This is a genomic window from Pedobacter jamesrossensis (assembly GCF_042650905.1).
Classification (GTDB): Bacteria; Bacteroidota; Bacteroidia; order Sphingobacteriales; family Sphingobacteriaceae; genus Pedobacter; species Pedobacter jamesrossensis.
This window is the reverse complement of record NZ_JBHSBY010000035.1, coordinates 38011-62708: the sequence shown is the minus strand read 5'-3', so window position 1 is coordinate 62708 and position 24698 is coordinate 38011. Positions and strand designations below refer to the sequence as shown.

The window sequence follows — 24698 nt, the reverse complement described above, 5'->3', positions numbered from 1 at the left end:
ATGCCCCATTTGAGCAGTTGGTTGCAGGTCTCTTATTCTTAAGAGGCCTGTTTTTTTTATGTTCGCTATTGTGATAATGTAAAATATTATTATTATTTTGGATAATCTATTCCTGCCCTCCAAACAAAAAAATCAATCCCGCCCTCAGGTGGTCGACCAGACATAAATGTTTTAATTATTAACTTGAAAATGAAGCAGAAATTTTCGTTACTAATCATTTTCTTTGTATTTATATTTAAGGTTGAAGCACAAACCAAAGTGACTTCCATGCCAGACCAGTGGCTACTTTCTCAACTCAGCCTCAACTACTACACAGTGGTTCAAGAGGGGCTCGTAGATCTGGACAGTAGTTTGATAAAAGTCTGTCAACTGAACGGGCTGAGCAGGTGGAGTGTTATGACCCAAGGTTTTGGAAACAGGCTGAGTCAATATCAGCGCTGGGTTGATCTTCGTGATCCTTCAATTGCAGAAAAGATGCTCGAAAGCCTTTCTGGAGAAGCACATCTCAAGCTCGCATTATTACTGGGTGCTTACTATGCATTTGAACCTTCTAATAATAATTCTAAAAACCAAAAATTTGGTCTGACTTACCTAATGATTGCCGAAAGGGAGAGCCTCGCTATGGGAAGTTGGTTCTGGCTTAGCCAAGCCCGTTGCTTGAAAGGGAAATCATATTTTAAAAATGGCAACCTTAAGCAGGGCATACTTACTTTTAATCAATTAATTGCGGAATGCGAAAAAAGGAATGACAGGGTTATGCTTGCCAAAGCATGTGATTATTTGGGTTCCTATGCCCCACCCTCCGCAGAAACAATAGGTATGAAGGTTGGCAATACCATGAGAGCATCTCAAATTTATAAACAGAATAAAAATATACGGGGCGAGATAAATTCACTTCAAAATTTAGGATATCTGTTTTTTGTGATAAAAGATTTCAAAAAAGCAGAAACCAGCGCTACTGAATCCCTGAATTTACAGCAAAAAATTCATTTTAAATATACACACTACACTACAGATCTTTTGGCCTTATTAGCTGACTTCAAAGGCAACAATAGTGAAAATTTAAAGTATGGTTTAGCTTCAGTAAAATCTGCTCAGGCTACCAAGGATTCATTGGGACTTGGATATTTTTATAGACGCGTTGGCGAATCCCGCTTTACCGATAAGGAACCCTCAACTCGCCTCTCTTGGTATCTACAGTCTATTGGGCAGATGCTAAGAAATGGTGAAAGATCCTCGCTTTATCCGGTAATAAACTCAATTGCCCATGAATTGGTGCAAGCAGGGAAAATTTCCGAGGCATTAATTACAACAAATGATTACATGCGGAAATATCCGCCTCGTACCCTTCCAGACAGTCTGCTTGCTATTCAAACTTTAGGCGAAACCTATTATGCCCTAGGGAGTTATAAAAAATCTGAACAATATCTGCTCAAAGTAGAGGAGCTTTCCAAAAAAATCAATCCCATCACTAGTGAACGTTTTCGTCCCTTTAATGCATTCAAACTTGGGCATTTCTATCTCCTTACCAAGGATTACCCCAAAGCAAAGCGGTATTTAGAGCAGTTCAAGACTTCCTCTGCAACTGTGCCGCTGATCGTATCTGCCAATGCTGCGATGGATCTTTATAAAGTGGACTCTGCACTTAATAATACCGAACTGGCAGTGAAACACCTGAAGGATTATTTAGAGATCAACAGCAAACTCCAGGATGAGTCGCAAACCAAGATTATAGAAGGACTTCGCATGCAGTATCAGACTGCACAAAAGGAAATGTATATTAAGTTGCTTAAGCAGGAAACTGCCATGCAAAAGAAACAGTCATACCTAATCAGGTTCGTAGGCATTACCGTTATCAGCATGGCCTTTCTCATCATCTTGCTGTTGCTCAACCAGTACCGGATTAAAAAACGCCAGAAGGATGAGATTGACAAAAAGAATCTTGCTCTGGAACATACAATTGGCGAAAAGGATGAACTTATTATATCCAAACAGTGGCTTTTAAAAGAAGTGCATCATCGGGTTAAAAACAATCTGCACACAGTTATATCATTACTGGAATCGCAGGCACATTATCTCAAAGGTGACGCACTGAAGGCCATTCAAAATAGTGAGCATCGGATTTATGCAATGTCGATGATCCATCAAAGGTTATATCAGGAGGATGATGTGAAAACGATCGATATAAAAGTCTACCTCACAGAGTTTATCAGCTACCTTAAGGATAGTTTTGGTACCCATCGCCACATAAAATTCATATTGGAATTTGAGCCCATTCGATTCGGCGTATCCAGGGCCATTCCTATTGGACTTATCGTTAATGAGGCAGTTACCAATGCGATTAAATATGCTTTCCCAGATATGGAACTGGGTATTATCCTGATCCGCCTGACGCAAAAAAGGTCAATGATAGAACTGATCATCAAAGATAACGGAGTGGGACTAAATCCCAAAAACATGGCTCCAGATTCCCAGTCTTTGGGACTGCGGCTCATGAGGGGACTTGCAGGGGATCTGGGAGGAACGATTAAGATCGAAGGAAAACAGGGCGCAGAGATAACCATTAGCTTTGAAATGGACCAGATTGATGTCGCCCACATTTAGTGCGTTGTTTTGCATTACATTAAAAGGCTTTGAAAAATTGCTCTGAGTAAAGAGGAATGTCTTGGAACTTAAAATTTCACTTTCTTATACATAGAAACCATAAAGTTGCCTAAATTTGAAATACAATAATTTATGATGATTTTTGAAGGACCTTCACACGAGAAACTAACGCTGGAGATTATCAATAGCGAAAATAAACAGACACTTTTTGACGTCAAGAGTACAGATATGACAATCATCTGGAATACAGGGAAATCGATGACCGTTGATATCGACAGAATGGGATTCCACCTTTCACAAAATCAAATTATATTCTTGACAGATTACCAAAAGATAGATTGTATAGAGGTTGATTCTGCCAGGTTGATCCGCTTCAACCAGCCATTTTTCTGCCCGGTCAACTATGATAACGAAGTGGGTTCCAAAGGTCTCCTTTTTTTTGGAGCTATGGAAGTTCCGATTGTTGAGATCCTACCGGATGATGTAAAGAAATTTGAGACCCTATGGGAGATTTTTTCTTCCGAAATGCATGACCGGGACAGCCTTCAGATGGATATGCTCCAATCTCTTTTAAAAAGAATGCTGATCCTTTCAGCACGAAACCTCAAAAAATCAAGTCGGTTCCATTCACTACAGAAAAACCAGATAGACATTATCCGTGAATTTAGTTTTCTTGTTGAAGGTAATTTTTCAACACATCATGATGTCGCCTTCTATGCTTCCAAACTTAATAAATCTCCCAAAACCCTTTCCAACCTTTTTGCTTTAGCTTCAGCACGGCCTCCGCTGGAAATCATTCATGACCGCATTATGCTACATGCCAGAAGGCAACTAAATTTTACCAGACTTTCGGTAAAGGAAATCGCCTATTCACTAGGCTACGAAGACCTGCAGACTTTTAGCCGGTTTTTTAAAAACAGGGAAGGCATTTCCCCAATTCAATATAGGGAACGCATTGCACAGCTTGTGGTTGCTTAAGATAAATACCGCTGTTTTACGATAATTATTTCATCAGTCTTCTAGATAGGTTTTTATTTTCCTCGGTTTATTGAAAATCGGGAAAAAAAGCCAACTAATCGGGAAAACGTGCCTAATCTATAACCCTTAGATAATGCAAATTTGTAGTAACAAACAACTTATACAAATTTATATCCAAGATTATGGCAAGGTTAAAAGCATTGAATCCGGAAGAAACTACCGGGAAGTCAAAAGAACTTTTTGATACAATCAAAGGCAAAATGGGAATGGTTCCCAATGTAATGAAAACTATGGGCAATTCACCAGCTGTACTTGGTGCATATCTGGGGTTCAGTTCGGCTATGGGTACATCAACACTTGGAAGCAAGCTCGGCGAAATGCTGTCTCTGGCAGTCGCTAATCATAACGGTTGCGACTATTGCAATTCAGCTCATACCTTTATTGGCGGAAAAATGGGCATCTCACCTGATGCCATAGAGGCCGCTCGTCATGGACAATCCGAAGATCCTAAAATGGCTGCAGCATTGATTTTCGCCGGCGCCATTCTGGATTCAAAAGGCAAGGTTTCCAATGATGAAATAGAAGCAGTCAGGACTGCCGGATTTACCGAGGGCGAAATAGCAGAAATTGTAGCCTCCGTAGCACTTAGCGTATTTACGAATTATTTCAACAATGTTGCGGATACAGAGATTGACTTTCCGAAACTTGCGCCGATAGCCCATCATTAGCATTCAGGATCTTTTCTAAGTAAAAAACATTTTAATTAATAAGCTATGAAAAAAATCGCTATAAATGGTTTTGGGCGGATTGGAAGGTCTGCCCTGAAGATTGTTATGGATACAGAAGACCTGGAGATTGTCGCTGTGAATGACCTGATGAGTATCGAGAATGCTGCATATCTATTAAAATATGATTCCATTTACGGAAGATACGATAGGCAAGTGAGCCACCAGGAAGGGTATCTTATTGTAGACGGGCATAAAATTGCTTATTCATCAATCAACTCACCTGCTGATCTCCCCTGGTCTAAGCTAAAGGCTGAAATTGTTATCGAAAGCACAGGTTTGTTTACCAATGATCAGGATGCACGTAAACATATTTCAGCAGGAGCTCGGGTTGTTGTTATTTCTGGCCCAACCAAAGACACCCCAACTATTGTATATGGTGTTAACACCCAACAGGGAAAAGTAGCGGTATTTTCAAGCGCCAGCTGTACCACAAATAATATAAGCCCAATCATTGAAATACTCGGACGCAGGATAGGCATTAAAAAAGCCATACTAAATACGATCCACGCCTATACTGCTTCCCAGACCTTGGTAGATGCACCATCGAAGAGGGAGCCCAGAATGGGCAGAAATGCCGGCATCAACATTTCTCCGGCTGCTACCGGTGCCGCGATCGCAACAACAAAGGCGCTACCTGAATACCAGGGAAAGTTCGACGGGGTTGCGGTAAGGGTACCTGTTCCGGTAGGATCAATGTCAGATATTACCTTTATAACCAAACGGAATACTTCTGCGCAAGAGATTAATGCGATTTTGATAGAGGAGGCAAAAACGCCACGTTACCAAAAAGTTATTGATGTTACCGATGAGCCTCTGGTATCTACCGATATCATAAAAAGTCCATATGCGGCAGTTGTCGATCTGGAAATGACCAGAGTGGTTGATGGTGATCTGGTAAAGGTAATGGCTTGGTATGATAACGAATGGGGCTTTACCAATCAGATGATCAGGCAGATACTGGAGATTTAATAATTTTTAGACTGAACTGCCCATGCCATTCCGGTATTGCAAATCCTGAATGGAGAAAAGTACTTTTTTGTCAATTTACAATTATGGATGTTCCACGGATATTTATTTTGTCAGGTCCACTGCAGTCGGGAAAATCTAGCGCACTTATGCACTGGGTAAGGGACAAGCGTGCATGTGGTTTTATTACCCCAACTTCTGACGGGATTAAAGTGCTATATGATGTAACCCATATGCGCTATTATGAGTATGAGCTCACTGAGCCACGACATGATACGCTAATTATCGGGAATTTCTTTCTTGATAAGAAGGCATTCAGCCATGCCGATAACTTTGTTGACACATTTTTACAGCAAATGCCTGCCTGGGCCATATTTGATGAAATCGGCAAACTCGAACTCGAAGGCTCTGGATTCCACCTCACTGTTGACAGGGTGTTGAAAAGCGGAATAAGGAATATCCTGTTTGTTGCGAGGCAATGTCTTATTGAAGGTGTGGATATGACCTATGGAAATGGAAATGCGCTCCACATCAGTAAGCTTGATTTAGACCATCTAATATGAAAGTGGATATATTGGCTTTTGGGGCGCACCCCGATGATGTGGAATGTGCCGCTGGAGGTGTGTTGATTTCCTCCATCCTAGATGGCGGGAAAGTAGTTGTAGTTGACCTCACCCGGGGAGAAATGGGTACATTCGGTGACACTGAGACGCGTCAGCAGGAAGCTCTTCTGGCGGCAGAACATATGGGCCTTTTTGCCAGAAGGAATCTGGATCTTGGCGATGGTCGGATTGAAAACAGTTTTAGCAACAGATTGAAAGTTATCCAGATAATTAGGGAATACAAGCCGAAAATTATCCTAGCCAATGCAATAAGCGATCGTCACCCAGATCACAAAAACGCAGCCGAACTTGTATCCCAGGCAAGTTTTCTATCCGGGCTCAAAAAGCTCAGTGATGTAGCAAATGAAGAATACCTGCAGGAACCATGGCGCCCTTCCGCGGTTTACCATTATATCCAAGATTATTTTCTTAAACCTGATGTGGTAATCGATATATCATCGGTATTTGAAAAAAAAATGGAGACAATCAAGCTTTTTCGTTCACAGTTCCTAACCGCTGATGATCACCAGGCAAATGGAATATTAGCTCTTATGGGGCAGATTGAGGCAACGAACAAAATCTTTGGCAGGGCTATCAATGTTAACTATGCAGAGGGCTTTACTTCCGAACGCTACATAGGTGCAAAAAACTTCTCCAGTATTATTTAGTTTCTCTTTCCAGTCCAGCTTTTTCCCAATCCAGACCGAGCGCAAACTGCCAAAAATCGTGCAATAGTACCATCATGGACATGAAAAATACAATTTGCTGAATGCGAGTCAGATTAACTTTGATAAGCTCGAAATTAAAATCACAGCTTAAAACTAAATGAAATGAAAAAAATATCGACTCTAAAAATCCTCTTGATGATCACGATTTTAGTGACCGGCTGTATTTTTTCAGCAGATGCCCAAATTGAGATCCGTTCGAACCACCCGCAGAGCCTGCCCTTAGTTGATGGCTCAACTGTCGCGATTGACCCATCAAAAGGCTATCTGATCAAAGAGATCAAAGACAAGGTTTATTATGCGACTGACGGGATATATCAGGTGATGTTTATTCTGACATCAACAGGTGTGGTGGCAGTTGATGCCCCTCCTTCTCTTGGGGGAAACCTTTTGAAAAGTCTAAAAGAAATAACAGATATGAACGTTACTCATGTCATCTACACCCATCCGCATCCCGATCATATTGGAGGAGCAGCACTATACCCAGGCAATCCGGTAATCATTACCTCTGAAGGTACTGCCAAAGACCTTAGACGGCACAACCTATCGGAAGGCATGATCCCATTCGGCGCTTATGTTGGCGGAAAACCGGTTCCGCTTCCAACTAAAACATTCAGCAAAAAAATGGAGCTGAACATCGGAGGCAGAAAAATCGTGCTATTAACTTCCGGAAGTGCGGCACACAGTGGTGAGGACGTAATTGTCTTTTTACCAAAAGAAAAGATCGTTATGATGGTCGATATCGTTTTCCCTGGATGGATACCATTTGAGCAACTGGCATACTGCCAGGATTTGGATGGTTATATAGATATCCAGAGGTTTGTGCTAAAGCTTGATTTTGATGTGCTCGTTCCCGGCCACTATTCCAAGCTGGGGACAAGGGAAGAAATCGATCAGAATATGGAATATGTAGACGACCTCTATTCAGGGCTTTCAGATGCAATACAGAAAACAGATTTTGCTTCAGTTGTCGCCAAAACAGGAATGGCAAATATTCATTTGATGATGGAGGATTATTTCGATGTGATCGCCAGAAAAACCAGCAGCAAGGTCGAAGAAAAATGGAAAGGAAAGCTATCGGGTGTCGATGTTTGGTCCTATAGTAATGCCAGAAAGCTAATACCTTATGTGCGTGAATCCGCAGCCGATGTCCCTAAACGGCAGTAAGCAGAGAATCGTTTTTTAACAAAATATCGCTCGGGAAATTCTGTTAAGAGATCGGGAAAACGTGCCTAACTGTAGTCTTTAAATCTGTTGCAAATTTGTATCGTCAATCAAGACATCATAAATTTTATAGTTATGGCAACTAAATTAAATATCACAAATTTCCCTACAGGTTATCAGTCACTGATAACAAACGGTAAACATGCAATTGTGGGCGATGAGCCCTTAAATAGTAAAGGAACTGATCTTGGCTTTTCACCCCCAGAGCTTCTTTTAAGTGGTATTGCGATGTGTAAGGCGGCAACAGTAAGGTTCATTGCCCGTAAAAATGGCTGGGAGATCGGTAATGTTGATGCTGAACTCACTCAGGAAACAAAACGTGGCGAGGATGGCAGGCTTTCTACAAAAATTGCTACCGCTATTAGCATTGAAGGCGATCTTAGTGAGGAGCAGAAAAAAGAACTTTTAGCTCAGGCAGACAGATGTTATGTGGTGAGGATGATTGAAGGAGATTGGGAAATTGAACACGCAACGGAAATGAAAAAAGAAGTAGCAGCTTAATCAGCACCGAAGATCAGGCGTTCGCCTAAAGTCTTCAAAATTGCATTAGAAATTTTCTTATAAAAAATAAAATGAAATCGTCAATAATTGAAAAAATTGCAGGACTTGATGTTCTGGGAAGAAAAGTTACAAGGATTGGAATTGTGGTTGTACTTATCTGGATAGGAGGACTAAAATTTTTTACCTATGAAGCAGATGGAATTGTGCCCTTTGTCGCCAATAGTCCGCTGATGTCCTTTCTGTACAACAATCCCGGAGAATATAAAAAGAACTCCAACAAGGAAGGTGAATATGTGGCAAGAATACACCAGTGGCATCAGGCGAATAATACATATGGGTTTGCTTATGCGCTTGGCGCACTGCTCATTACGATAGGAATATTGGTAGCACTCCATCAATGGGCACCAATGCTCAGTATGATCGGAAGCTTTCTTGTAGTCATACTCGCAATTGGAACACTGTCATTTCTCATTACAACGCCGGAAAGCTGGGTTCCAAAACTAGGAGACAGCGAATGGGGTTTTCCTTACCTTTCTGGAAGAGGCAGGCTTGTTCTCAAAGATGTGATTATGCTTGGGGGTGCGATCGTAATGATGAGCGAATCTGCGAAGCTATATCTGAGCAGAGAAAAAAATAATCACAATTAATTTAATATTTAACAATAAGATACTATGAAAAAGTTAGCATTATCTATCAAGTTTACCACAACGGATAAGAATAGAGAAGAATTCAAGGACATTCTAATTGACTTGTTCAATGTTATCGCATCAGAGGAAAAGTTCGTTGATGCATCAATAGCCGAAGCTATGGAAGATCCCAATTCCATCCTTGTTTATGAAACATGGAATTCTACGGTTCCAGAATTTATGGAAAAACAAATGGCCAGAGAATACCGTATCCCATTTGAAAAAGCACTTGTGAACCTGGGTGTGAAAAGAGAGCCCGAAGTGTTTTTTACAATCAAGGAATGGAAAGCTTAGCCTGAGAGAGCTGATAAATTGAACATCAAGTCATTTAATTTACTTAATTAGTCTGTTGATGTTCTATTTCAAAAATAAAATTTGAAATGGAAGTGATTAAATTGATGGCCTCGTTAGGTGTAACCTGATATTACAGAATTAGAACATTTTATTGGAAAATTTAAAAGGTCGCAGTTACATTCCAGCCGTTAGCTTGAAATAATTTTGCTGTTTCTTTTCCGATACCACTACTTGCACCTGTTATAAAGATTGTCTTTTTCATTTTCTGTTATTTAATTTTATAATACAAATATCTGATTAGCGAATCGGATTGTGTCAACACAAAAAGAGGTTATTTGTATACAAATCCTCTTTTTGGTTGCCTTTTCTAAAATCCATCAATATCAAGCACCTTTATAAACCAGATAGGCAAAGGTATCTCCTTTGATCACAAAATTACCAAACTTGGCATCATAAGACTTTGTCGGCTTACTTGCTACCACTTCTTTTAATGATTTTCCCTGTTTTTTTTGCGTAGCCACTTTATGATGAACTTCTTGCAGCATATCTGCAAACTGAGAAAGCTGCGCCCTGTTACCTATCGGGCCATGACCTGGGATGACAATGGTTTTAGGGCCAATTTTTTTTACATTTACCACAGCGGCAGCAATTGTTCCTTTGATGGAGCCCCCGCTTGAATAGTCGATAAAGGGATAATAACCGTTCCAGAAAGTATCTGCTACATGGATAACATCGGCATGTGGAAAGTAAACGGAAATATCACAATCAGTATGGGCCGGACCATAATAGTGCATCAAGATATCTTCGTTGTTAAATTTCAAGTGGTGCTCATCTTTAAAAAGTACTGTAGGAATTCCTCCTGCAGGTAAAGGCTTAAAGGTATAATCCCAATCTTCAACCCGGATGGTCTTCATTAGATTTGTTTTTGTTTTCTCCTGAGCGATAATGGTCGCCCCATCCTGATGAACCCAGGGATTGCCGCTTGCATGATCAAAATGCCAATGTGTATTAATCAGGTATTTCAATGGTTTGGAGCTAATACCTGCCATTGCTTTTCTAATTTTATCTTTGGAAACATCAATTCCAGCATCCACCATTAACTTACCATTTTCCCCGGCAAACACGCCGATATTTCCTCCTGAGCCCTCAATCACACTGATATTCCCCCTTAACTTGGTTACCGAAACCGGGGATTTTCCCGCAGCGTTTATGATGGTAATAACCGGGCTTGTTTTTTGTGCAAACAACTCATGGGGAAATGCTATAATTCCCGCTGTTAGAACTCCGGTGGCGGCGAGGAAATTTCTCCTGGTCATGTCTAGATTTTCCATTTTTTATTTATTAGTGAGTGTAAAATTATTTTTATACCTGTATCAGTATTATCCCGTGTCAGGTTATTATTCGCCCAGTTTTTATGTTAGGCACTTAACAACACAAAGTTTGCGTTTTAACTGCCCGAAAAAATGGATTTTATTCCCGATGATTTGGCTTTTTTTCCCATCTTCTAAGGGAGAATTTTGTTCTTACTAAAGACCTATAAAAGACGCCCTGTCCATTACTCGCTTAAAGGATTCTTGCTATTTCAATTTTCTGTTATGAATGAACGAGATATAAATCGATGAAAATCTTAAAAAAAACATAAAACAATGATTTACAGACAAATAATCAAAGGCATATTATTAGCTATTAAATAATTATCGCCAAACTCGAGTCTTCAAGTTAGGTTGCGTTATTTACATATGCATATTATGGATAGAAATTTTCCCTTCTTCGATACCTGCTCACTTTCTCCGTGTTCTAAAGCTGATATTTATGTCAGTACTTTCTCAAGCTATATCCGCTCGAACAGAAAACTACTATGTCCACACAGACATTCATTTTATCACTTGGTTTTGTTTACCCGGGGCTCAGGTCTTATGTCCATAGATTTCAACAGCTTTGAGATCAGTCCCCAGCAGATATATTTTATGATTCCAGGACAGCTACAAACCTTTGCGTGTGATGAAAATGCTGAGGGCTACATTATCAACTTTTCCGTTCCCTTTTTTAATTCGTTTTTGCTTAAAGCCGATTACCTTGATCAGTTTTCTTATTTGAAAGGATCGATTAACAATTCGATAATTCAAATTCCAGAAGCCTCAACTGTCGATATATTGTCCCTGTTTGATAGCATTCTGTCAGAATCTTCTGCAGACAAAAGGATGGGAACGGATATGCTCAAAGTTTTGATGCTTCAGCTTTTTATTCATTTAAGCCGGCTAAGCAATCAAAAACGAACTGATGAATGCACTACACATAAGTCTGGGCAGATTAAAAAATTCCTGAATCTAATTGAAGAAAATCTTTTCAGTATGAAGCTTCCAAGCGAATATGCGCAACGGCTCTTTATGACCACAAACCATTTAAATTCCCTGTGTAATGAAATGCTTGGAAAGTCATCCCGGGAGATCATTAGCGAACGAATCATCATGGAAGCTAAAAGACTGATGGTCAATCATGAATTATCAATCTCTGAAATTGGTTATAAACTGAATTTCAATGACAATTCTTATTTCTCCAAATTCTTCAAAAAGCATACAGAAATGACGCCTGAGGAATTCCGCAGAAACCTCGGGTATGGCACTGGGCAGCGTCACGCCAGAGTTTTTCAATACGTTGATTGATTTCCAAAGCAGATTCCTCACAGCGAAGCATTTAATAGTCTAAGGCATTTGGCATAAATCAATTTGTGAATGAGCAGTTATACGAATTGCGTGAATCTAAATTTTAATATATGGAACAGAATTATTGGTTGTTCGGCACAGAGTTAAAGATACTTGTGGACGAGCAAAAGTCAGATGGACACTATGATCTGATCGAGGGAACACTCGCCGCTGAGGTTGAGACACCTGTTCACCTTCACAGCAAGTATTCAGAGGAAATTTACGTGCTTGAAGGAGATTTTACCATTTACATCCCAGGATTGAGCATTAAAGTAAAAGTAGGGGAAAGTGTTTTTATACCTGCAAATACTCCACACGTAGTGTCAGCTGGTAGCAATGAAAAAAACCGAGCACTGACTGTAGCCTCGCCCAGTGGATTTGCAAAGCTGATCAGGTCGGTTGGAAGGCCAGCGACATCAGACCAGCCGCCCATTGAGGATCATGAAACTATGAAAAAATTCTTGAACCTGTCCGAAGCAATTGGTGATGTCCTGCTGGGGCCGCCGGGAAGCAGGCCTTAATCCATAAAATGCATTGCCCCTATGCTGGGTTAGTTTACTTTATTGATTATAAAAATAGATGGACACAGATTTAACATCTACCGAGACGCCTTCAATGTTCTTATCTGGGCTTTTAATGCTTCATTTTCCTCTTTTAATTTCTTAGACTCACTGAGCTGATCCTTAAATGCTTCCTGGATTTCCTGCTGGGTATATCTGGGGGTTATGTGCTGGGGACAGTTCCAGTCGAAGCCCTGAATCTTTAATAGCATGATACTTTTTGGCTTGTAGGGGTAGTCCTCCAATCTGAGCTGTTCTTCCAGAACGGGATTATCCGTCAAGGAAACCACTTCGATTTCCGCGAACATTTTCAGCCTCGCCCTGGCAGCCTGGTCAAGAAAAAACAATGCAGCCTTATTATTGGTAGCCAGGTTACCTGTAGAAATGTACTGTTTATTTCCTTCAAAATCTATGAATCCAAGTGTAGAGGGATCCAGTACTTTGAGAAAACCCTTTGGCCCACCCCTGAACTGTATATAAGGATAACCACTTTCGCTAATGGTTGACAAATAGAAATAATCCTGTTGTGAAATAAAATCAATTTCTTCATTTGACAAGCCATCTGTTGTCCTGATTTGAGCCATTCGGGCATATCCTGCCCGACTCCCATACTTTTCCTGTAGAATTTTAACCTCGTTGGTAAAAGCGATTTCTGGATAATTCATGTTGTTTTGAATTGTTCAACAAAATAAGAAATTAAATTATAAAAATGCAGGATAAACTTCCTCAGATTGTCGGCAAGAGCATTGGAATAAACACTATGTGATCTCTTTGAGTAAATGAAGAACCCTGGTAGAATATTCATCCGTGAGCGCTCCGTAACTTGCCAGAAAAAACCCTCGTAATCCATGCTTAGATTCCAGTGCATAAAGCGATACCTCATCCGCCGGATCTGTATCCCCTTCGTATCTGTAGATATCGACGATCCGAAAATCCTCAACCTGGAATTTATTCGAATCTGTAAAAAAACTATTTTCTTCCAGATTGAAATCAAGCACGAAACCCCTGCCCTTAAGCTCGTCCAAGGCAGTTGCAAGTGTATTGTAGTGAAATTTAACGCTCATAATATTTTCTTTTATTGATGATCAGGGATTGAAAGGTGAAAAGTCTATGAAATTCGCCGAAAACCCGGGAACAGAGTTTTTTAATATTTTTCGGCTGATGTAAAATTTCCAATAGCGAGTTGCTTTATCTACAAAAGGATTTTCATCATTTTGTAGATGAAGTTCCGCAGTTCCGCTCAACTGAAGGGTATTGCCGTTGGAAAAATCAATAAAGAGCATTCCGGCTGCAGGATTGACAAAAAAGTTCCCGAGCGTATTGAACATGCTGTTACCAGTATAATCTGGGACTATAAGCACATTTTCGGACTCAAAAAGAATAAATCCAGAATGCCCACCCCTGTGGGAGACATCCATTTCAGATTTGCTGCTCGCACTCGCAACAAAACAGGTGTCTGCATTTTTAATCCATTCTATAAGCGACTCACCTAACCCCGCATTATTTGAAGCACTTGACAGAATTTGTCTGCGCTGAATATATTTTGGGCAATTAGGAAAACACTGTTCAATGGCAATGTTGATAATGTTTCCGGCCACAGTGGTTTTTCCATTGATTCTAAGCCTTCTTCTTGTTTGCAGGTCGATAAATAACATGCCAATGTTAGTATCAAGGGTTATATTTTTCCAGAAAACATCTCCAGGATCAGACAAAAGCATATTCGTGTCCAGGATCAGATTGGTATGGTTTGAAATGGTCAAAAATGCTTTTTTACCCGAAATTATTGAAGCCCACAAATTTCCGGATGAATCTTTACTGGATACAAAAAATGTAGAAATATCTTTGATATACATTTCCATCCCTGTGTTGAGCACTTCCTGTACCATGCTACAATTGCGCTGGGCTGTTAAATCCTCTCCGGTAATTCGCTGAACATATAGCTCGCCTTCATGAAATATTGTACCAGACATAATAATTATAATATAAACGTGAAATGTGTCCCGCCCGGTGGCAGAACACATTTTCATCGGCAATGGCGAGGAATTCTGCAACGGACTAAATCAAAAACATATATTATCTTCAGCCGTATGGCATCGTCCCGCACAAGGCCATACTAGAGAGTACCGGCCCATATTAAACCTAAAAAACTATGAACCGGCGGGTTAATTGGATAGGCTATTTTAAACGTTTCTTCAATTCTGCGGCTGCCTGCAAAAACAAAGAGCGGGTCTGGGGTATATAGCCAATACCGTTAAGGAGACCAAAATCATGAATTACTCCATTGTACCTGACCGTAGTTACACTTACCCCGGCCTGCTCAAGTGCCCGTCCGTAAGCTTCGCCTTCATCACGCAAAATATCATTTTCGGCGACCTGAATAAGTGCAGGTGGTAGTCCTTTAAGCTGTTCTTTTGTTGCCCTCAAAGGGGATGCATGTATATCAAACCTTTTATTTGGATCGGGGATATACATGTCGTACATCCACTTCATTGTCGGAACGGTAAGGAATCTGTCCTGTCCATAAAGTTTATAAGAGGCTGTTTCGAAATCACAGTCAACGATTGGCCACATCATAATTTGTAATTTTATCTTTGGTCCTTTACGTTCTTTAGCCATTATAGATGTTACAGCGGTCATATTTCCTCCAACACTGTTTCCTACAATGGCCATATTTTTACCATCGGCATTAATTTGCGCTCCATTTGCTGCGACCCATTTTATTGCTGCATAAATTTCATTAATCTGCGTTGGGAATACTGCTTCAGGCGTTCTGGTGTAGTTCACAAACACCCCCTCAAACCCTGATAATACAGATAGATCACGCACCATTCTCATGTGCGTAGGAAAATCGCCTAAAACCCAGCCCCCTCCATGGATGAATATAAAAACAGGCAGTACGCCTTTGGCACCTGCAGGTCTCACTATATTCAACTTTATGGTATAACCATCGCTTTTTATGGTCTTCTCGCTCATCGAAACCCCTGACATATCAATCTTGAAGGCCTTTTGTGCATCCACCAAAACTTGTCGTGCCGCTTTAGGGCTGAGCGTCTCCAGACCGGGGGATCCGTTGTTTAATAATTTTAAGAAATCTTTGACTTTAGGGCTTAGATGTTCGTCTACCGCCCAGTTCACCTGTCCCAATGCCGGGATGCTGAAGGTTGAAGCCAATAATATGGTAAATATGTACTGTAAATATTTACCCAGCAAAGGACTAAAATTATTTTTCATAATATTTGGGATTTTAAATGTGTTTATCTTCCATGAGGTATTTTTTTATTTCGGCAGCTCCTTGGACGAAAAGAGATCTAGTCTGTGGAATGCTCGCCAATGGATTGAGTAATCCGAAATCATGAATAACACCATTATAGCGGACACAAGTAACTTTTACACCCGCTTCATTCAGTTTTCTGGCATATGCTTCCCCTTCATCACGCAGTACGTCGCACTCAGCAACCTGAATAAGTGTGGGTGGAAGGTCTTTTAACTGTGCAATAGTGGCTCTTAGTGGCGAAGCTAGGATATCCTTTCTTTTTTCTGGGTCAGGGATATACATATCATACATCCATTTCATTAATGGAGTAGTAAGAAAGCGCTGCTGACCAAACCTGCGGTAAGAAGCGGTCTCAAAATCACAATCAACTATCGGCCACATCATGATAAGCAGTTTTATATCCGGACCTCCCATTGCTTTGGCTTTCAATGCAGTTACCGCGGTCATATTACCGCCAACACTATTTCCTACCACTGCGAGCCTCTTTCCATCGACATTAATTTTTTCGCCATTTTCAGCCACCCACTTTGTAGCAGCATAAATTTCATTAATCGCTGTTAGAAATGCCGCATCCGGAGTTCTGGTATAGTTGACAAATACGCCGCATGCTTTTGACATGACTACTAGATCCCTTACCATTCTTTTATGCGTCGGGTAATCGCCAAGCACCCAGCCACCCCCATGAATAAAAATAAAAACAGGAAGTATCCCGCTAACCCCCTCAGGTCTCACGATATTGAGCAATATTTTAAAGCCGTCCGCTTCAATGCTGTGCTCTGATTCTTCTATGCCCGACATATCCACCTCAACAGATAATTGAGCACCTTCCAGTACTTTGCGTGCATCTACTGGGTCCATCGACTCAAGCGGCTGATTTGCGGGATCATTTAATGCCTTTAAAAATTCCTTGACCTCCACCGATAATAGCGGATCATCCTGAAAAGGTGTAATTGCCATTACTTCGTTTTCTTTTTGCGTCTCCATTTTAAAATAATTAATAGTTTAAGATATAGTTAGTCAGCAGGTTATTAAACGATAACCAAATTTGTTATTCAAGATTCGGGCATAAAATAATTATTGGACTGTGGGCTTGTGAAAAGCCTTCCATCAAGCAACAATCCTTTTCTTCCGCAGCTCGTTTCAATGGTATGGATATACTTAAACTGCTTTGAAACAGAATCAAAACATTGATCGATTACACAAATCTGTACTCTTTCATGCTGGAAAGGCACATTATCCTGCAGGCAGACGATTCGTGGTCCATCAATTATCTGAAAATCATATTCGTAACCTTTGTTGTGCATTTCGATTATTTTTTGTGTCATCCTAGATTTCACCCTCCTGGTTGATAATGTTGTCATAAGTTTAGTTGGAAAATATCCAAGCTGCCTCCAATTAGATAATTCAGAAAATATGCCGCAATTTAAGTGACTGAATATCAGAACCTTAACATAAAATCTTCGAAATGCAATTCATTTAATATCAGGTTTTTGCGATAATCTATTGAAATATGATGTATTCGCGAACCGATTTTGCTTTAGATATTTAGGTCGATTAAGTGATACAAATGCAAGCACATACTTTTTTCCGGCCCGATTCACTGTAATATTCAAAAAGTATCTTTTAAATTATTGAGGTACAACCTTCTCTGCGCTCTTGTTTTCTACCTTGTTTACCGATGCAATAGCAATAGATCCATCCAAGTAAGGAGAAAAAAATCTAACCAGAAAATAGCGAACAAATAAGCGATTTCTCCTATCAACAGAAACACTTATCGCCCATTGAAAAATAATAATCCTGGCATCAGTTCTCCAATGCACTGCTCACAACAGCGTCTAAAACAAAAAGTGAGGCAACTGACGGGTCTAATTTGTATCGTTCAGAAAGAAACCCCTGCTCATTGTAGGCGATGTGCACTTTTCCATTTTCATTTTCATAAACAAGTATTTTAAGGGGAAGATCCAGGGCAATAACTGGGTTAATACTAACCGCTTTAAATCCAACTGAAGGCTTGCCAAACATAATAAATTCCATCGGTCTTATTTTCTGACCAATTTTTGCCATTTCATTTTGCTGATCTATTCGGGCATAAATTGTGATGCCTTTACTCTGAAGAAAAAAAGCAATACGGTTGAGGGTTTCCTCAACAGTAAAGTTGCTTTGGCGTATGGTAATATTTTTAAGTGTCTCCATATTTTTAAATTTAAACGAGAAAAAAAAAGTTGCGCTAAATATGCCCAGCGCATGAAGAAAATGTCTTCTGTTTATATCTTCAGGAAGATGCATAATCATGATTTACTGGGCGTTAGGGGTACAAAAGTACGGGTCGAAATTTTAAAAAATGTCTGAAAAAGCAGGTAGATTATCACTGTGGTGGTCAACAGGATCATACCCCCGGCCATTAATTTATGAATGTAGTAATGGCTGAAATTGGCGTAGTGGAAACAGGTGACCGTAATTGCGGTTAGGGGAAAGCTCACCGACCACCAGGAAACTTTGAACGGGCAGCTAATAGGCAACAACATAATTTTGCCCGAAATCAACAAAAAGAGAAAAATATTGAAGTAAAACATTGTTGCTGAGGCAATATCCTGATTCCCCTGAATCTCTATGTAACCGGTATATGCTAAAGCAAATGGACCAGTTAAAATAAGCAGGGTGGCCTGAAGTTCAGGAGGAATTGGTGCCTGAAAAAAAAGTCTGGAAATGACTACAACAATCAAAATTATACCAAATAGCACACCAATCCCAAAAAACATCAGGCAGATTTCTTTTACACCAGGTATCCCGATGTGATATCCCACCACAGGAACATCAAGGGTGCCAACGACCGGAAGAATCCAGATCGGCATGGCGCTCTCAGGCTGTTGTTTATTGTCTAACCATTTACGCAACACATGTAGCGCAAAAATAAAAATCATTAATGCTCCTGCTGACCAGATTACTTTGGAAAACACGGGAAGATAAGGTAGGGTAATCCCTGGAATAAGGAGTAGACACACAATGAACGTTGCAAAAAAGCATATCTGAACCGGGTGGTTTGCCTCAGCGATAACCAATTTTGGATACCTGAATATTTTGATCACATAGGCAACAAATAGTATTAGAAAACAAAGGACAGCCAGCACACCAGCGGCATTACTAAAATAAGGATGGATGCCCCAGGATTTTTCCGCTAGCCGCCAGCAGAAACTCAGTCCACATAAACCCATCACCCCACCGAACAGGCTAACCGGAAGAAACTCTAAAAAACTTTTATCTGATACTTCAGCTTTCATACGTAAATTTTTTAGCTAAATAATTATCTCTCTACTTTTGTTATTTTTTTTCTAAAAGGGTTAATAAAAGCATATTATCCCTCGCTGTTTTGATGGTGCGGTTCCAAGGTAGGATCGATAAAAAGATTAAGGCTCAGCTATCAAATCCGGACAAATAATTAGGATAGTCTGTATATCCCCTTGTCCCTAAAGAATAGTATGAACTGCTCTCCGCCGTCGAGAGTTCCCATCCGTTGCGAAACCTATCGACAAGATCTGGATTTGCTATAAATGGAACGCCGAAAGATACCAGATCTGCGTTTTTACTCACCAAAATTTCTTCTGCCGAATCAACTCCAAAAGCCTTGTTTGCAATCAATGTTCCTTTATAAAGATTCCTGAAATATTCAAAGTAGCCATTTTCTATGCTTTCAAGCGCCGTCCCAAGCAGCGAGCGGGCGGGCCCAACTAAGTGAATATAGGCAAGACCTTTTTTACTAAGCTCTTTAAGAAGGTACTTAAATGTATCCAGCGTTTCAGTACCAGGATTTATCAGTCCCTTGTTAAATGCGGCTGGCGCAAACTTTATACCAATCCTATCATACCGCCATACCTCACTTACCGCCTCCAGTATTTCGAATAAAACCCTTGCCCGGTTGGGGATATTTCCACCATATTCGTCATGGCGAAGGTTAGTTAGCGGACTCAAAAATTGTGGTATAAGCGTGTAAAGCTGGGCATGTAATTCTATGCCATCGAAATCTGCTTCCATTGCAGAGATGGCCGCATGTTTAAATTCGGCAACAAGGCTTTTTATTTCTTTTTTAGAAAATGCTTTGGGTATAACCGTATTTTTGGCACCCTTCAAGGTATGAACTTGTTCCATTGGGTTAACAGCAGAAGGCCCACACGGCCTTTTTCCTGAAAGCAGAGAACGGTTAGAAACCGAACCACAATGAACGAGCTGAACAAAAATATGACCTTTCTTACTATGCACAGCAGCAGTTACTTTCTTCCACTGATCGACCTGAATCTGCGTATAAATGCCAGGAATGTGGACTGCCCCGATCCCATTTTTGCTTACAGGTACGCTTTCGCTTATAATTAGACCTGCGCTAGAACGCTGGGCATAATAGACTAGATGTTCGTCTGTGGGCACCAATTCTTCATTGCATGCCCTGGCCCTGGTCATCGGCGCCATTACAATTTTATTTGCAAGTTCAAGATTCCCTAAAAGATATGGCCGAAACAGACTTTTCAGGTTTTTCATAACTGACTTAGGCTGATATTAATTTTTTAAGTGCCAGTGCATAACCAAAATGTAGGTTATCATGACCTATTGTTTGATAAGCAACTCATTTATATTTTGTATTTCTGTTGAATAGGTAGATGTCGAAAAGGGAATTAGCCGCTCAAATAACACCCAGTCATAGTCACTCTTTATTCCTTTGATACTTTCGATTAGCCAAGCTTTTTAATTTCTGAAATTCATTTCCCCTAACCCGGTAGGCCTGCCTGGTGCCAGACTTGTAAAACTCATAAAACAAAATATCTGATGGCTGTTTCAGAATCCCAGTCCGTAAATAACACAGTGCCTTCGTAGAAACTACAACATGTCCAAAGTGCCATATGATATTATTATTATAACCTTCTGGCATATGGTTTAACTGTTCAATCGTTAAACCATCCAAAAATTTAATGAAAGCCTGCCGCGAATCGTTAATGAATTTAAATACATCGTTCATATCCTAAATGATAAAGTTGTTTCAACTTCAAAAAAAAATCTAAGATATCGGGAGCATCTTTCCTGGAAATATAGCCAGGAAAGCGCCCATCGATAAGTGCAGATTCGGGTTCCCGACGAACCCTCACACTACAATTTTTTAAAGTCGTCGCTCCTGCTCCTGTATCTGCAGGTCATTAATACTCGCAAATCGCCTTCGCATTAGGCCATTCTCATCATATTCCCAGTTTTCATTTCCATATGCACGGAACCATTCTCCACTTTTACGCTGACATTCATACTCAAACCTGACTGCAATGCGATTACCGTTAAATGCCCAGAGCTCTTTTCGAAGCTTATAATAAAGTTCTTCCTGCCATTTTTTCGTTAAAAATTCCACGACCTGCGCTCTTCCGTTAAGAAACTGGCAACGGTTTCGCCACTCGGTGTCTATGGTATAGCCTAACGAAACTCGCACAGGATCACAGCTATTCCATGCATCCTCCGCCAACTGGACCTTTTCTGTTGCCGAAGCTAGATTAAATGGTGGAACTGGATATCGTATTTCCATTGTTCGGTTAGTTTAAATATTATTTGATGTTATTCTTAGATAAAAATTCGTCTATATGTTTTGCCATATCAAACCCGTATTCCTCGAGTGCAAAGTGCCCGGTAGGTAATATATGAACTTCAATATTCTTAAGATCACGTTTATACGGGGTTGCGCCTGATGGAGGAAAAATATAGTCATTTTTGCCCCACATAACGATAGTAGGTGGTTGATGTTTTCTAAAATACGCCTGCCATTGAGGGTAAAGTGGCGGATTGCTTCCATACGAATAAAATAGGGCCAGCTGTATATCTTTATTGCCGGGACGATCCATACCTGCCTGGTCAATAATCCAGTTTTCAGGACTTATTTTAGTTGTATCTCCTACGCCATTTGTATACTGCCATTTGGTTGCATCAATGGTTAATATTTTCATCATTGCATCAATATTCTCTTGTTTTTTCGGATCTTTCCATAATTCACGGAAAGGTTTCCAAAAATCTTCAAGACCTTCATCATACGCATTTCCGTTCTGGATAATCAGCGCCTGAACTTTCTCAGGATGCATTGTTGCAAGTCTGAATCCAACAGGAGCACCATAGTCCATCACGTAAAGACTATATTTGTTAAGCCCTTTAGCCTGAGCGAACTTGTCTACAATTGTGGCAAGATGGTCAAAAGTATATTCGAAATCTTTTACTGATGGAGCCGAACTGCTTCCATAGCCTGGATAATCTGGTGCAATAAGATGGTACTTGTCCTGTAATGCGATCATCAGGTTACGGAACATGTGGGAAGAAGTTGGGAATCCGTGCAACAAAAGCAGCGTAGGTTTATCAGGAGAACCGGTCTCTCGATAAAATACGTTAACATCTTCTATTTTAACCGAACCATACCTCACCATATTGATGTCAGGAATTTGTGCCTCTGCCCCACCTAGAACTAACACTAGCAATAGGGCGATAATTAATTTGAGTTTCATATTAATATTGTTTAATTTTTGTTGATGTCCTTACCTGGACGATGGATTGATTTTGTGAGCATTCAGTAGTCTTTAGCTTAACGCTACACTAATGGTTTAGAAAACTTTATGCCACACAACAACTACCTGAAAAACAAATACTTAAAACAAATAACTATTTTTTTCAATACTGATATTTCGTCCTATTGCCGAAAGAAAATTGATATAACAATAGAGGACACACTCTGGAACAAAAAAATGATTTCCATAGGGCAGGTAAGTCCGGGAGAAAGGGGCTGGAAAAACGCTGGCTGTAAAGGAGATTGACTGAATAAAAACAAGAAACTAAGCGCAACAATGCATGCAATAGGGATGGAAAAAGCTCGCCTAAACCCTGTCTTTACAAATCATAAAAATTATAGAAAAGGCCAATTAAAACCAACCAATATGGATTAGCAACTCACATTAACTTCACTAATTTTTTCGGGATAGTCCCCGAGGTTTATGAGATGCGTTTGTCATAGATCAAAACAAACATATTTATTTTTGATTTACGCTAGTCTTTTGGGGATGAGCTAAAAAAACTTCTATATTATCAGTTTAAAGATAAAACTTACTTGCAAGAACAGGCGTAAAAAAGTTATGGGTATACCGAAGGCTTCAACTTTGTAATATAATCAATTCGTTCTTGCGATGTGAAGGGAGAGTTTGTCTTATTCAAGGGAGCCTCTCCTTCCTTAAGCCTATAATTGAAGTCGATTTTATCCCCTGAGTTTCCAATCGCCACAATCTCAATACTTTTTACACTTCCGTTGATTAGACCAGGATACCAGAATTTATTACCCTCCTGGTTCCAGGTAACCAGGGTATAAATTTCTCCGCCCTTACCTTCCGTACCCGTTATTGATGCCTTTGCTGCAGGTTCATTTCCAAATAAGATGGACACTGTATTTAGCTTTTTGCTGATTAAAGAGGTAATCGGTTTCTGCCCCGCTGCGTCAAAAATGACCCTTTTATCTTTGGGTGATCTACAACTAAAGAAAGTGCAGGAAATGGCGAGAAATATGTTTATCAATTTCATAATATTTTTCTTGTTTTGGCGGTGAGTTGACAAGTGTTATTTGGTAGAGGCTAGTTGATTTTTCTTACTAACGGGCAGATCGAAAACATAGCCTGTTTCCTTTACTAATTTGTGGCAGTTAAAGCATTCTGTTCCAAATGCTGCATTTTTACCATACGGCAATAAATTAGTACCATTAAATCTTGCAAAACCCCAACCCTTGGTGTCTTGAAATTTCTGATCATCTTTGACCATCCATTGCGTATTATTAAAAGTTCCGGGTCTTATATTACCATCGGCATCTTCGATCATATTCCATACAACTTTTACAATAGTCGAACCCTGTGGCCAGGGATTTATGTTACCCTCTTCTATGGCTCTAATGGCAATATCATTCCCGTAAACGACACGCATCGTGCGTGTTTCAAATCGGGTTGTAGCAACCATCACTTTCCAGTTTTTATAATCCCCCGAATATTTGATGCCATTAAGGGATACTGGCTCTAACTGTGGTCTATTACCTAGAGCCATAAAAATAGCAAGTTCTTTTTCTGCTTCCTTTACGCCCGCAGTATCGCCTGGCTTAGATAATATGAACTGCTGACCATATTTTTTAAGCACATCAATATCTGTTTTGGTCAACTTTGCATCTGGATGAAAAGTTACATAACTTGGCAGAGGCATTTTGTTATTTTGAGCCATATTTATCATTTCCCAGAATTTCACCTGTTGGTCTGCAGGTGCAAGATCATTCCACTGCGAAAAATTGAACCTTGACCTTGCTTGCTTAATGTCTGATGAAACAAGCCAGGAAACCGGAGCGATTTTATCAAACCAGGATGGCCTGGATTCATTCGAGTGACAATCGTAACATGCTTTGCGTAAAATGGCGGAAACATTTTCGGGAACCTGGATCTCTGAGGTAATTGGCGGGTTAACGATTTCGGGCCCGGTAAACTGCAGGCTAATTCCAACAAAGACAACGATGATGATAATGACTAGGACTTTTCTGTTTATCCTTTTTCTCTGTGTTTCCATAATTACATTAGCTTGTTAAATTAAAAAAATAAATTTGTGAATCAGGATCTTTTCTGTTCCAACTACTGTTTACCAATTGCACACCAATATACAAAGCATTGATTTTCAGTTAAATAACCATAACACAAACTTATCTGCATAACGAGATTAAACGAAAAAAATAAGAGGTTGTGAAATATCAAAAATCGTTTCAGAGAATAGCGAA

General features: G+C 40.0%; 27 protein-coding genes and 1 pseudogene. 12 read left to right on the top strand and 16 right to left on the bottom strand.

All coding sequences use genetic code 11. The annotated features are described in order from the left end of the window. Window positions 1–189: 189 nt before the first annotated feature. From ACFOUY_RS07905 to ACFOUY_RS07860, 10 genes are all read left to right on the top strand, one after another. Window positions 190–2604, top strand: coding sequence for a tetratricopeptide repeat-containing sensor histidine kinase (locus ACFOUY_RS07905; RefSeq protein ID WP_378959950.1), 2415 nt, complete (start codon window positions 190–192; stop codon window positions 2602–2604). A gap of 132 nt (window positions 2605–2736) precedes the next feature. Continuing rightward, on the top strand, window positions 2737–3582 hold the full coding sequence (locus tag ACFOUY_RS07900; protein ID WP_378959949.1) for an AraC family transcriptional regulator: 846 nt from the start codon (window positions 2737–2739) through the stop codon (window positions 3580–3582). Between the two features lie 182 nt (window positions 3583–3764). Then, complete coding sequence (locus tag ACFOUY_RS07895; RefSeq protein ID WP_378959948.1) at window positions 3765–4310, top strand: carboxymuconolactone decarboxylase family protein; 546 nt, start codon at window positions 3765–3767, stop codon at window positions 4308–4310. A gap of 45 nt (window positions 4311–4355) precedes the next feature. Further along, complete coding sequence (locus ACFOUY_RS07890) at window positions 4356–5339, top strand: type I glyceraldehyde-3-phosphate dehydrogenase (protein WP_378959947.1); 984 nt, start codon at window positions 4356–4358, stop codon at window positions 5337–5339. Continuing rightward, window positions 5294–5899, top strand: coding sequence for a nucleoside-triphosphatase (locus ACFOUY_RS07885; protein WP_378959946.1), 606 nt, complete (start codon window positions 5294–5296; stop codon window positions 5897–5899). The genes ACFOUY_RS07890 and ACFOUY_RS07885 overlap by 46 nt, the downstream gene beginning before the upstream one ends. Beyond that, entirely contained in the window at window positions 5896–6606 is a 711-nt protein-coding gene (bshB1, locus tag ACFOUY_RS07880) for a bacillithiol biosynthesis deacetylase BshB1 (protein WP_378959945.1), read from the top strand. Before ACFOUY_RS07885 ends, bshB1 begins: the two co-directional genes overlap by 4 nt. A 162-nt stretch (window positions 6607–6768) precedes the next feature. Beyond that, the gene (locus ACFOUY_RS07875) at window positions 6769–7830 is read left to right on the top strand and encodes an MBL fold metallo-hydrolase (RefSeq protein WP_378959944.1); all 1062 of its coding nucleotides are present in this window, start codon (window positions 6769–6771) and stop codon (window positions 7828–7830) included. Between the two features lie 132 nt (window positions 7831–7962). After that, window positions 7963–8388 carry an OsmC family protein gene (locus tag ACFOUY_RS07870; protein ID WP_378959943.1) on the top strand — a complete coding sequence of 142 codons (426 nt, stop codon included), beginning with the start codon at window positions 7963–7965 and terminating at the stop codon, window positions 8386–8388. Window positions 8389–8459: 71 nt separating this feature from the next. Beyond that, window positions 8460–9035 carry a DUF417 family protein gene (locus tag ACFOUY_RS07865; protein WP_378959942.1) on the top strand — a complete coding sequence of 192 codons (576 nt, stop codon included), beginning with the start codon at window positions 8460–8462 and terminating at the stop codon, window positions 9033–9035. Window positions 9036–9059: 24 nt separating this feature from the next. Beyond that, window positions 9060–9368, top strand: coding sequence for a putative quinol monooxygenase (locus ACFOUY_RS07860; protein WP_378959941.1), 309 nt, complete (start codon window positions 9060–9062; stop codon window positions 9366–9368). A 166-nt stretch (window positions 9369–9534) separates the two neighbouring features. On the opposite strand, the pseudogene ACFOUY_RS07855 reads toward ACFOUY_RS07860, so the two are convergent. Further along, window positions 9535–9630, bottom strand: a pseudogene (locus tag ACFOUY_RS07855) (SDR family NAD(P)-dependent oxidoreductase); the annotation flags it as partial. Between the two features lie 121 nt (window positions 9631–9751). Then, window positions 9752–10699 (bottom strand): MBL fold metallo-hydrolase, encoded by a 948-nt coding sequence (locus tag ACFOUY_RS07850; RefSeq protein WP_378959940.1) that lies wholly within the window; start codon window positions 10697–10699, stop codon window positions 9752–9754. A gap of 417 nt (window positions 10700–11116) precedes the next feature. Here ACFOUY_RS07850 and ACFOUY_RS07845 point away from each other — a divergent pair, with 417 nt between their 5' ends. Together ACFOUY_RS07845 and ACFOUY_RS07840 are read left to right on the top strand one after the other, a co-directional pair. Further along, window positions 11117–12031: an AraC family transcriptional regulator gene (locus ACFOUY_RS07845; protein ID WP_378959939.1), complete on the top strand. Its 915-nt coding sequence runs from the start codon at window positions 11117–11119 to the stop codon at window positions 12029–12031. A gap of 110 nt (window positions 12032–12141) precedes the next feature. Next, window positions 12142–12591 carry a cupin domain-containing protein gene (locus ACFOUY_RS07840; RefSeq protein ID WP_378959938.1) on the top strand — a complete coding sequence of 150 codons (450 nt, stop codon included), beginning with the start codon at window positions 12142–12144 and terminating at the stop codon, window positions 12589–12591. 77 nt (window positions 12592–12668) lie between these two features. Here the strand turns inward: ACFOUY_RS07840 and ACFOUY_RS07835 are convergent, their stop codons facing one another. The 14 genes from ACFOUY_RS07835 to ACFOUY_RS07770 form a co-directional block, all read right to left on the bottom strand. Then, window positions 12669–13295, bottom strand: coding sequence for a pyridoxamine 5'-phosphate oxidase family protein (locus ACFOUY_RS07835; protein ID WP_378959937.1), 627 nt, complete (start codon window positions 13293–13295; stop codon window positions 12669–12671). A 93-nt stretch (window positions 13296–13388) separates the two neighbouring features. Beyond that, the gene (locus ACFOUY_RS07830) at window positions 13389–13694 is read right to left on the bottom strand and encodes a hypothetical protein (protein ID WP_378959936.1); all 306 of its coding nucleotides are present in this window, start codon (window positions 13692–13694) and stop codon (window positions 13389–13391) included. A gap of 21 nt (window positions 13695–13715) precedes the next feature. Continuing rightward, window positions 13716–14600, bottom strand: a complete 885-nt coding sequence (locus ACFOUY_RS07825; protein ID WP_378959935.1) for a pyridoxamine 5'-phosphate oxidase family protein — start codon at window positions 14598–14600, stop codon at window positions 13716–13718. 205 nt (window positions 14601–14805) lie between these two features. Next, on the bottom strand, window positions 14806–15765 hold the full coding sequence (locus tag ACFOUY_RS07820; protein ID WP_378959966.1) for an alpha/beta hydrolase: 960 nt from the start codon (window positions 15763–15765) through the stop codon (window positions 14806–14808). 109 nt (window positions 15766–15874) lie between these two features. Continuing rightward, entirely contained in the window at window positions 15875–16888 is a 1014-nt protein-coding gene (locus ACFOUY_RS07815) for an alpha/beta hydrolase (RefSeq protein WP_378959934.1), read from the bottom strand. Between the two features lie 68 nt (window positions 16889–16956). Beyond that, window positions 16957–17265, bottom strand: a complete 309-nt coding sequence (locus ACFOUY_RS07810) for a hypothetical protein (RefSeq protein ID WP_378959933.1) — start codon at window positions 17263–17265, stop codon at window positions 16957–16959. Window positions 17266–17707: 442 nt separating this feature from the next. Continuing rightward, window positions 17708–18097: a DUF302 domain-containing protein gene (locus ACFOUY_RS07805; RefSeq protein ID WP_378959932.1), complete on the bottom strand. Its 390-nt coding sequence runs from the start codon at window positions 18095–18097 to the stop codon at window positions 17708–17710. A gap of 95 nt (window positions 18098–18192) precedes the next feature. Beyond that, window positions 18193–19182 (bottom strand): SLAC1 anion channel family protein, encoded by a 990-nt coding sequence (locus ACFOUY_RS07800; protein ID WP_378959931.1) that lies wholly within the window; start codon window positions 19180–19182, stop codon window positions 18193–18195. Window positions 19183–19315: 133 nt separating this feature from the next. Next, window positions 19316–20431 (bottom strand): alkene reductase, encoded by a 1116-nt coding sequence (locus tag ACFOUY_RS07795; protein WP_378959930.1) that lies wholly within the window; start codon window positions 20429–20431, stop codon window positions 19316–19318. A 163-nt stretch (window positions 20432–20594) separates the two neighbouring features. Next, window positions 20595–20906 (bottom strand): DinB family protein, encoded by a 312-nt coding sequence (locus tag ACFOUY_RS07790; RefSeq protein WP_378959929.1) that lies wholly within the window; start codon window positions 20904–20906, stop codon window positions 20595–20597. Between the two features lie 138 nt (window positions 20907–21044). After that, the gene (locus tag ACFOUY_RS07785; protein ID WP_378959928.1) at window positions 21045–21455 is read right to left on the bottom strand and encodes a DUF1348 family protein; all 411 of its coding nucleotides are present in this window, start codon (window positions 21453–21455) and stop codon (window positions 21045–21047) included. 19 nt (window positions 21456–21474) lie between these two features. Beyond that, on the bottom strand, window positions 21475–22383 hold the full coding sequence (locus ACFOUY_RS07780) for an alpha/beta fold hydrolase (protein ID WP_378959965.1): 909 nt from the start codon (window positions 22381–22383) through the stop codon (window positions 21475–21477). 652 nt (window positions 22384–23035) lie between these two features. Further along, window positions 23036–23341, bottom strand: a complete 306-nt coding sequence (locus ACFOUY_RS07775; RefSeq protein ID WP_378959926.1) for a hypothetical protein — start codon at window positions 23339–23341, stop codon at window positions 23036–23038. Between the two features lie 171 nt (window positions 23342–23512). Beyond that, window positions 23513–24493: a heme-binding domain-containing protein gene (locus ACFOUY_RS07770; protein ID WP_378959925.1), complete on the bottom strand. Its 981-nt coding sequence runs from the start codon at window positions 24491–24493 to the stop codon at window positions 23513–23515. Between the last annotated feature and the right edge of the window lie 205 nt (window positions 24494–24698).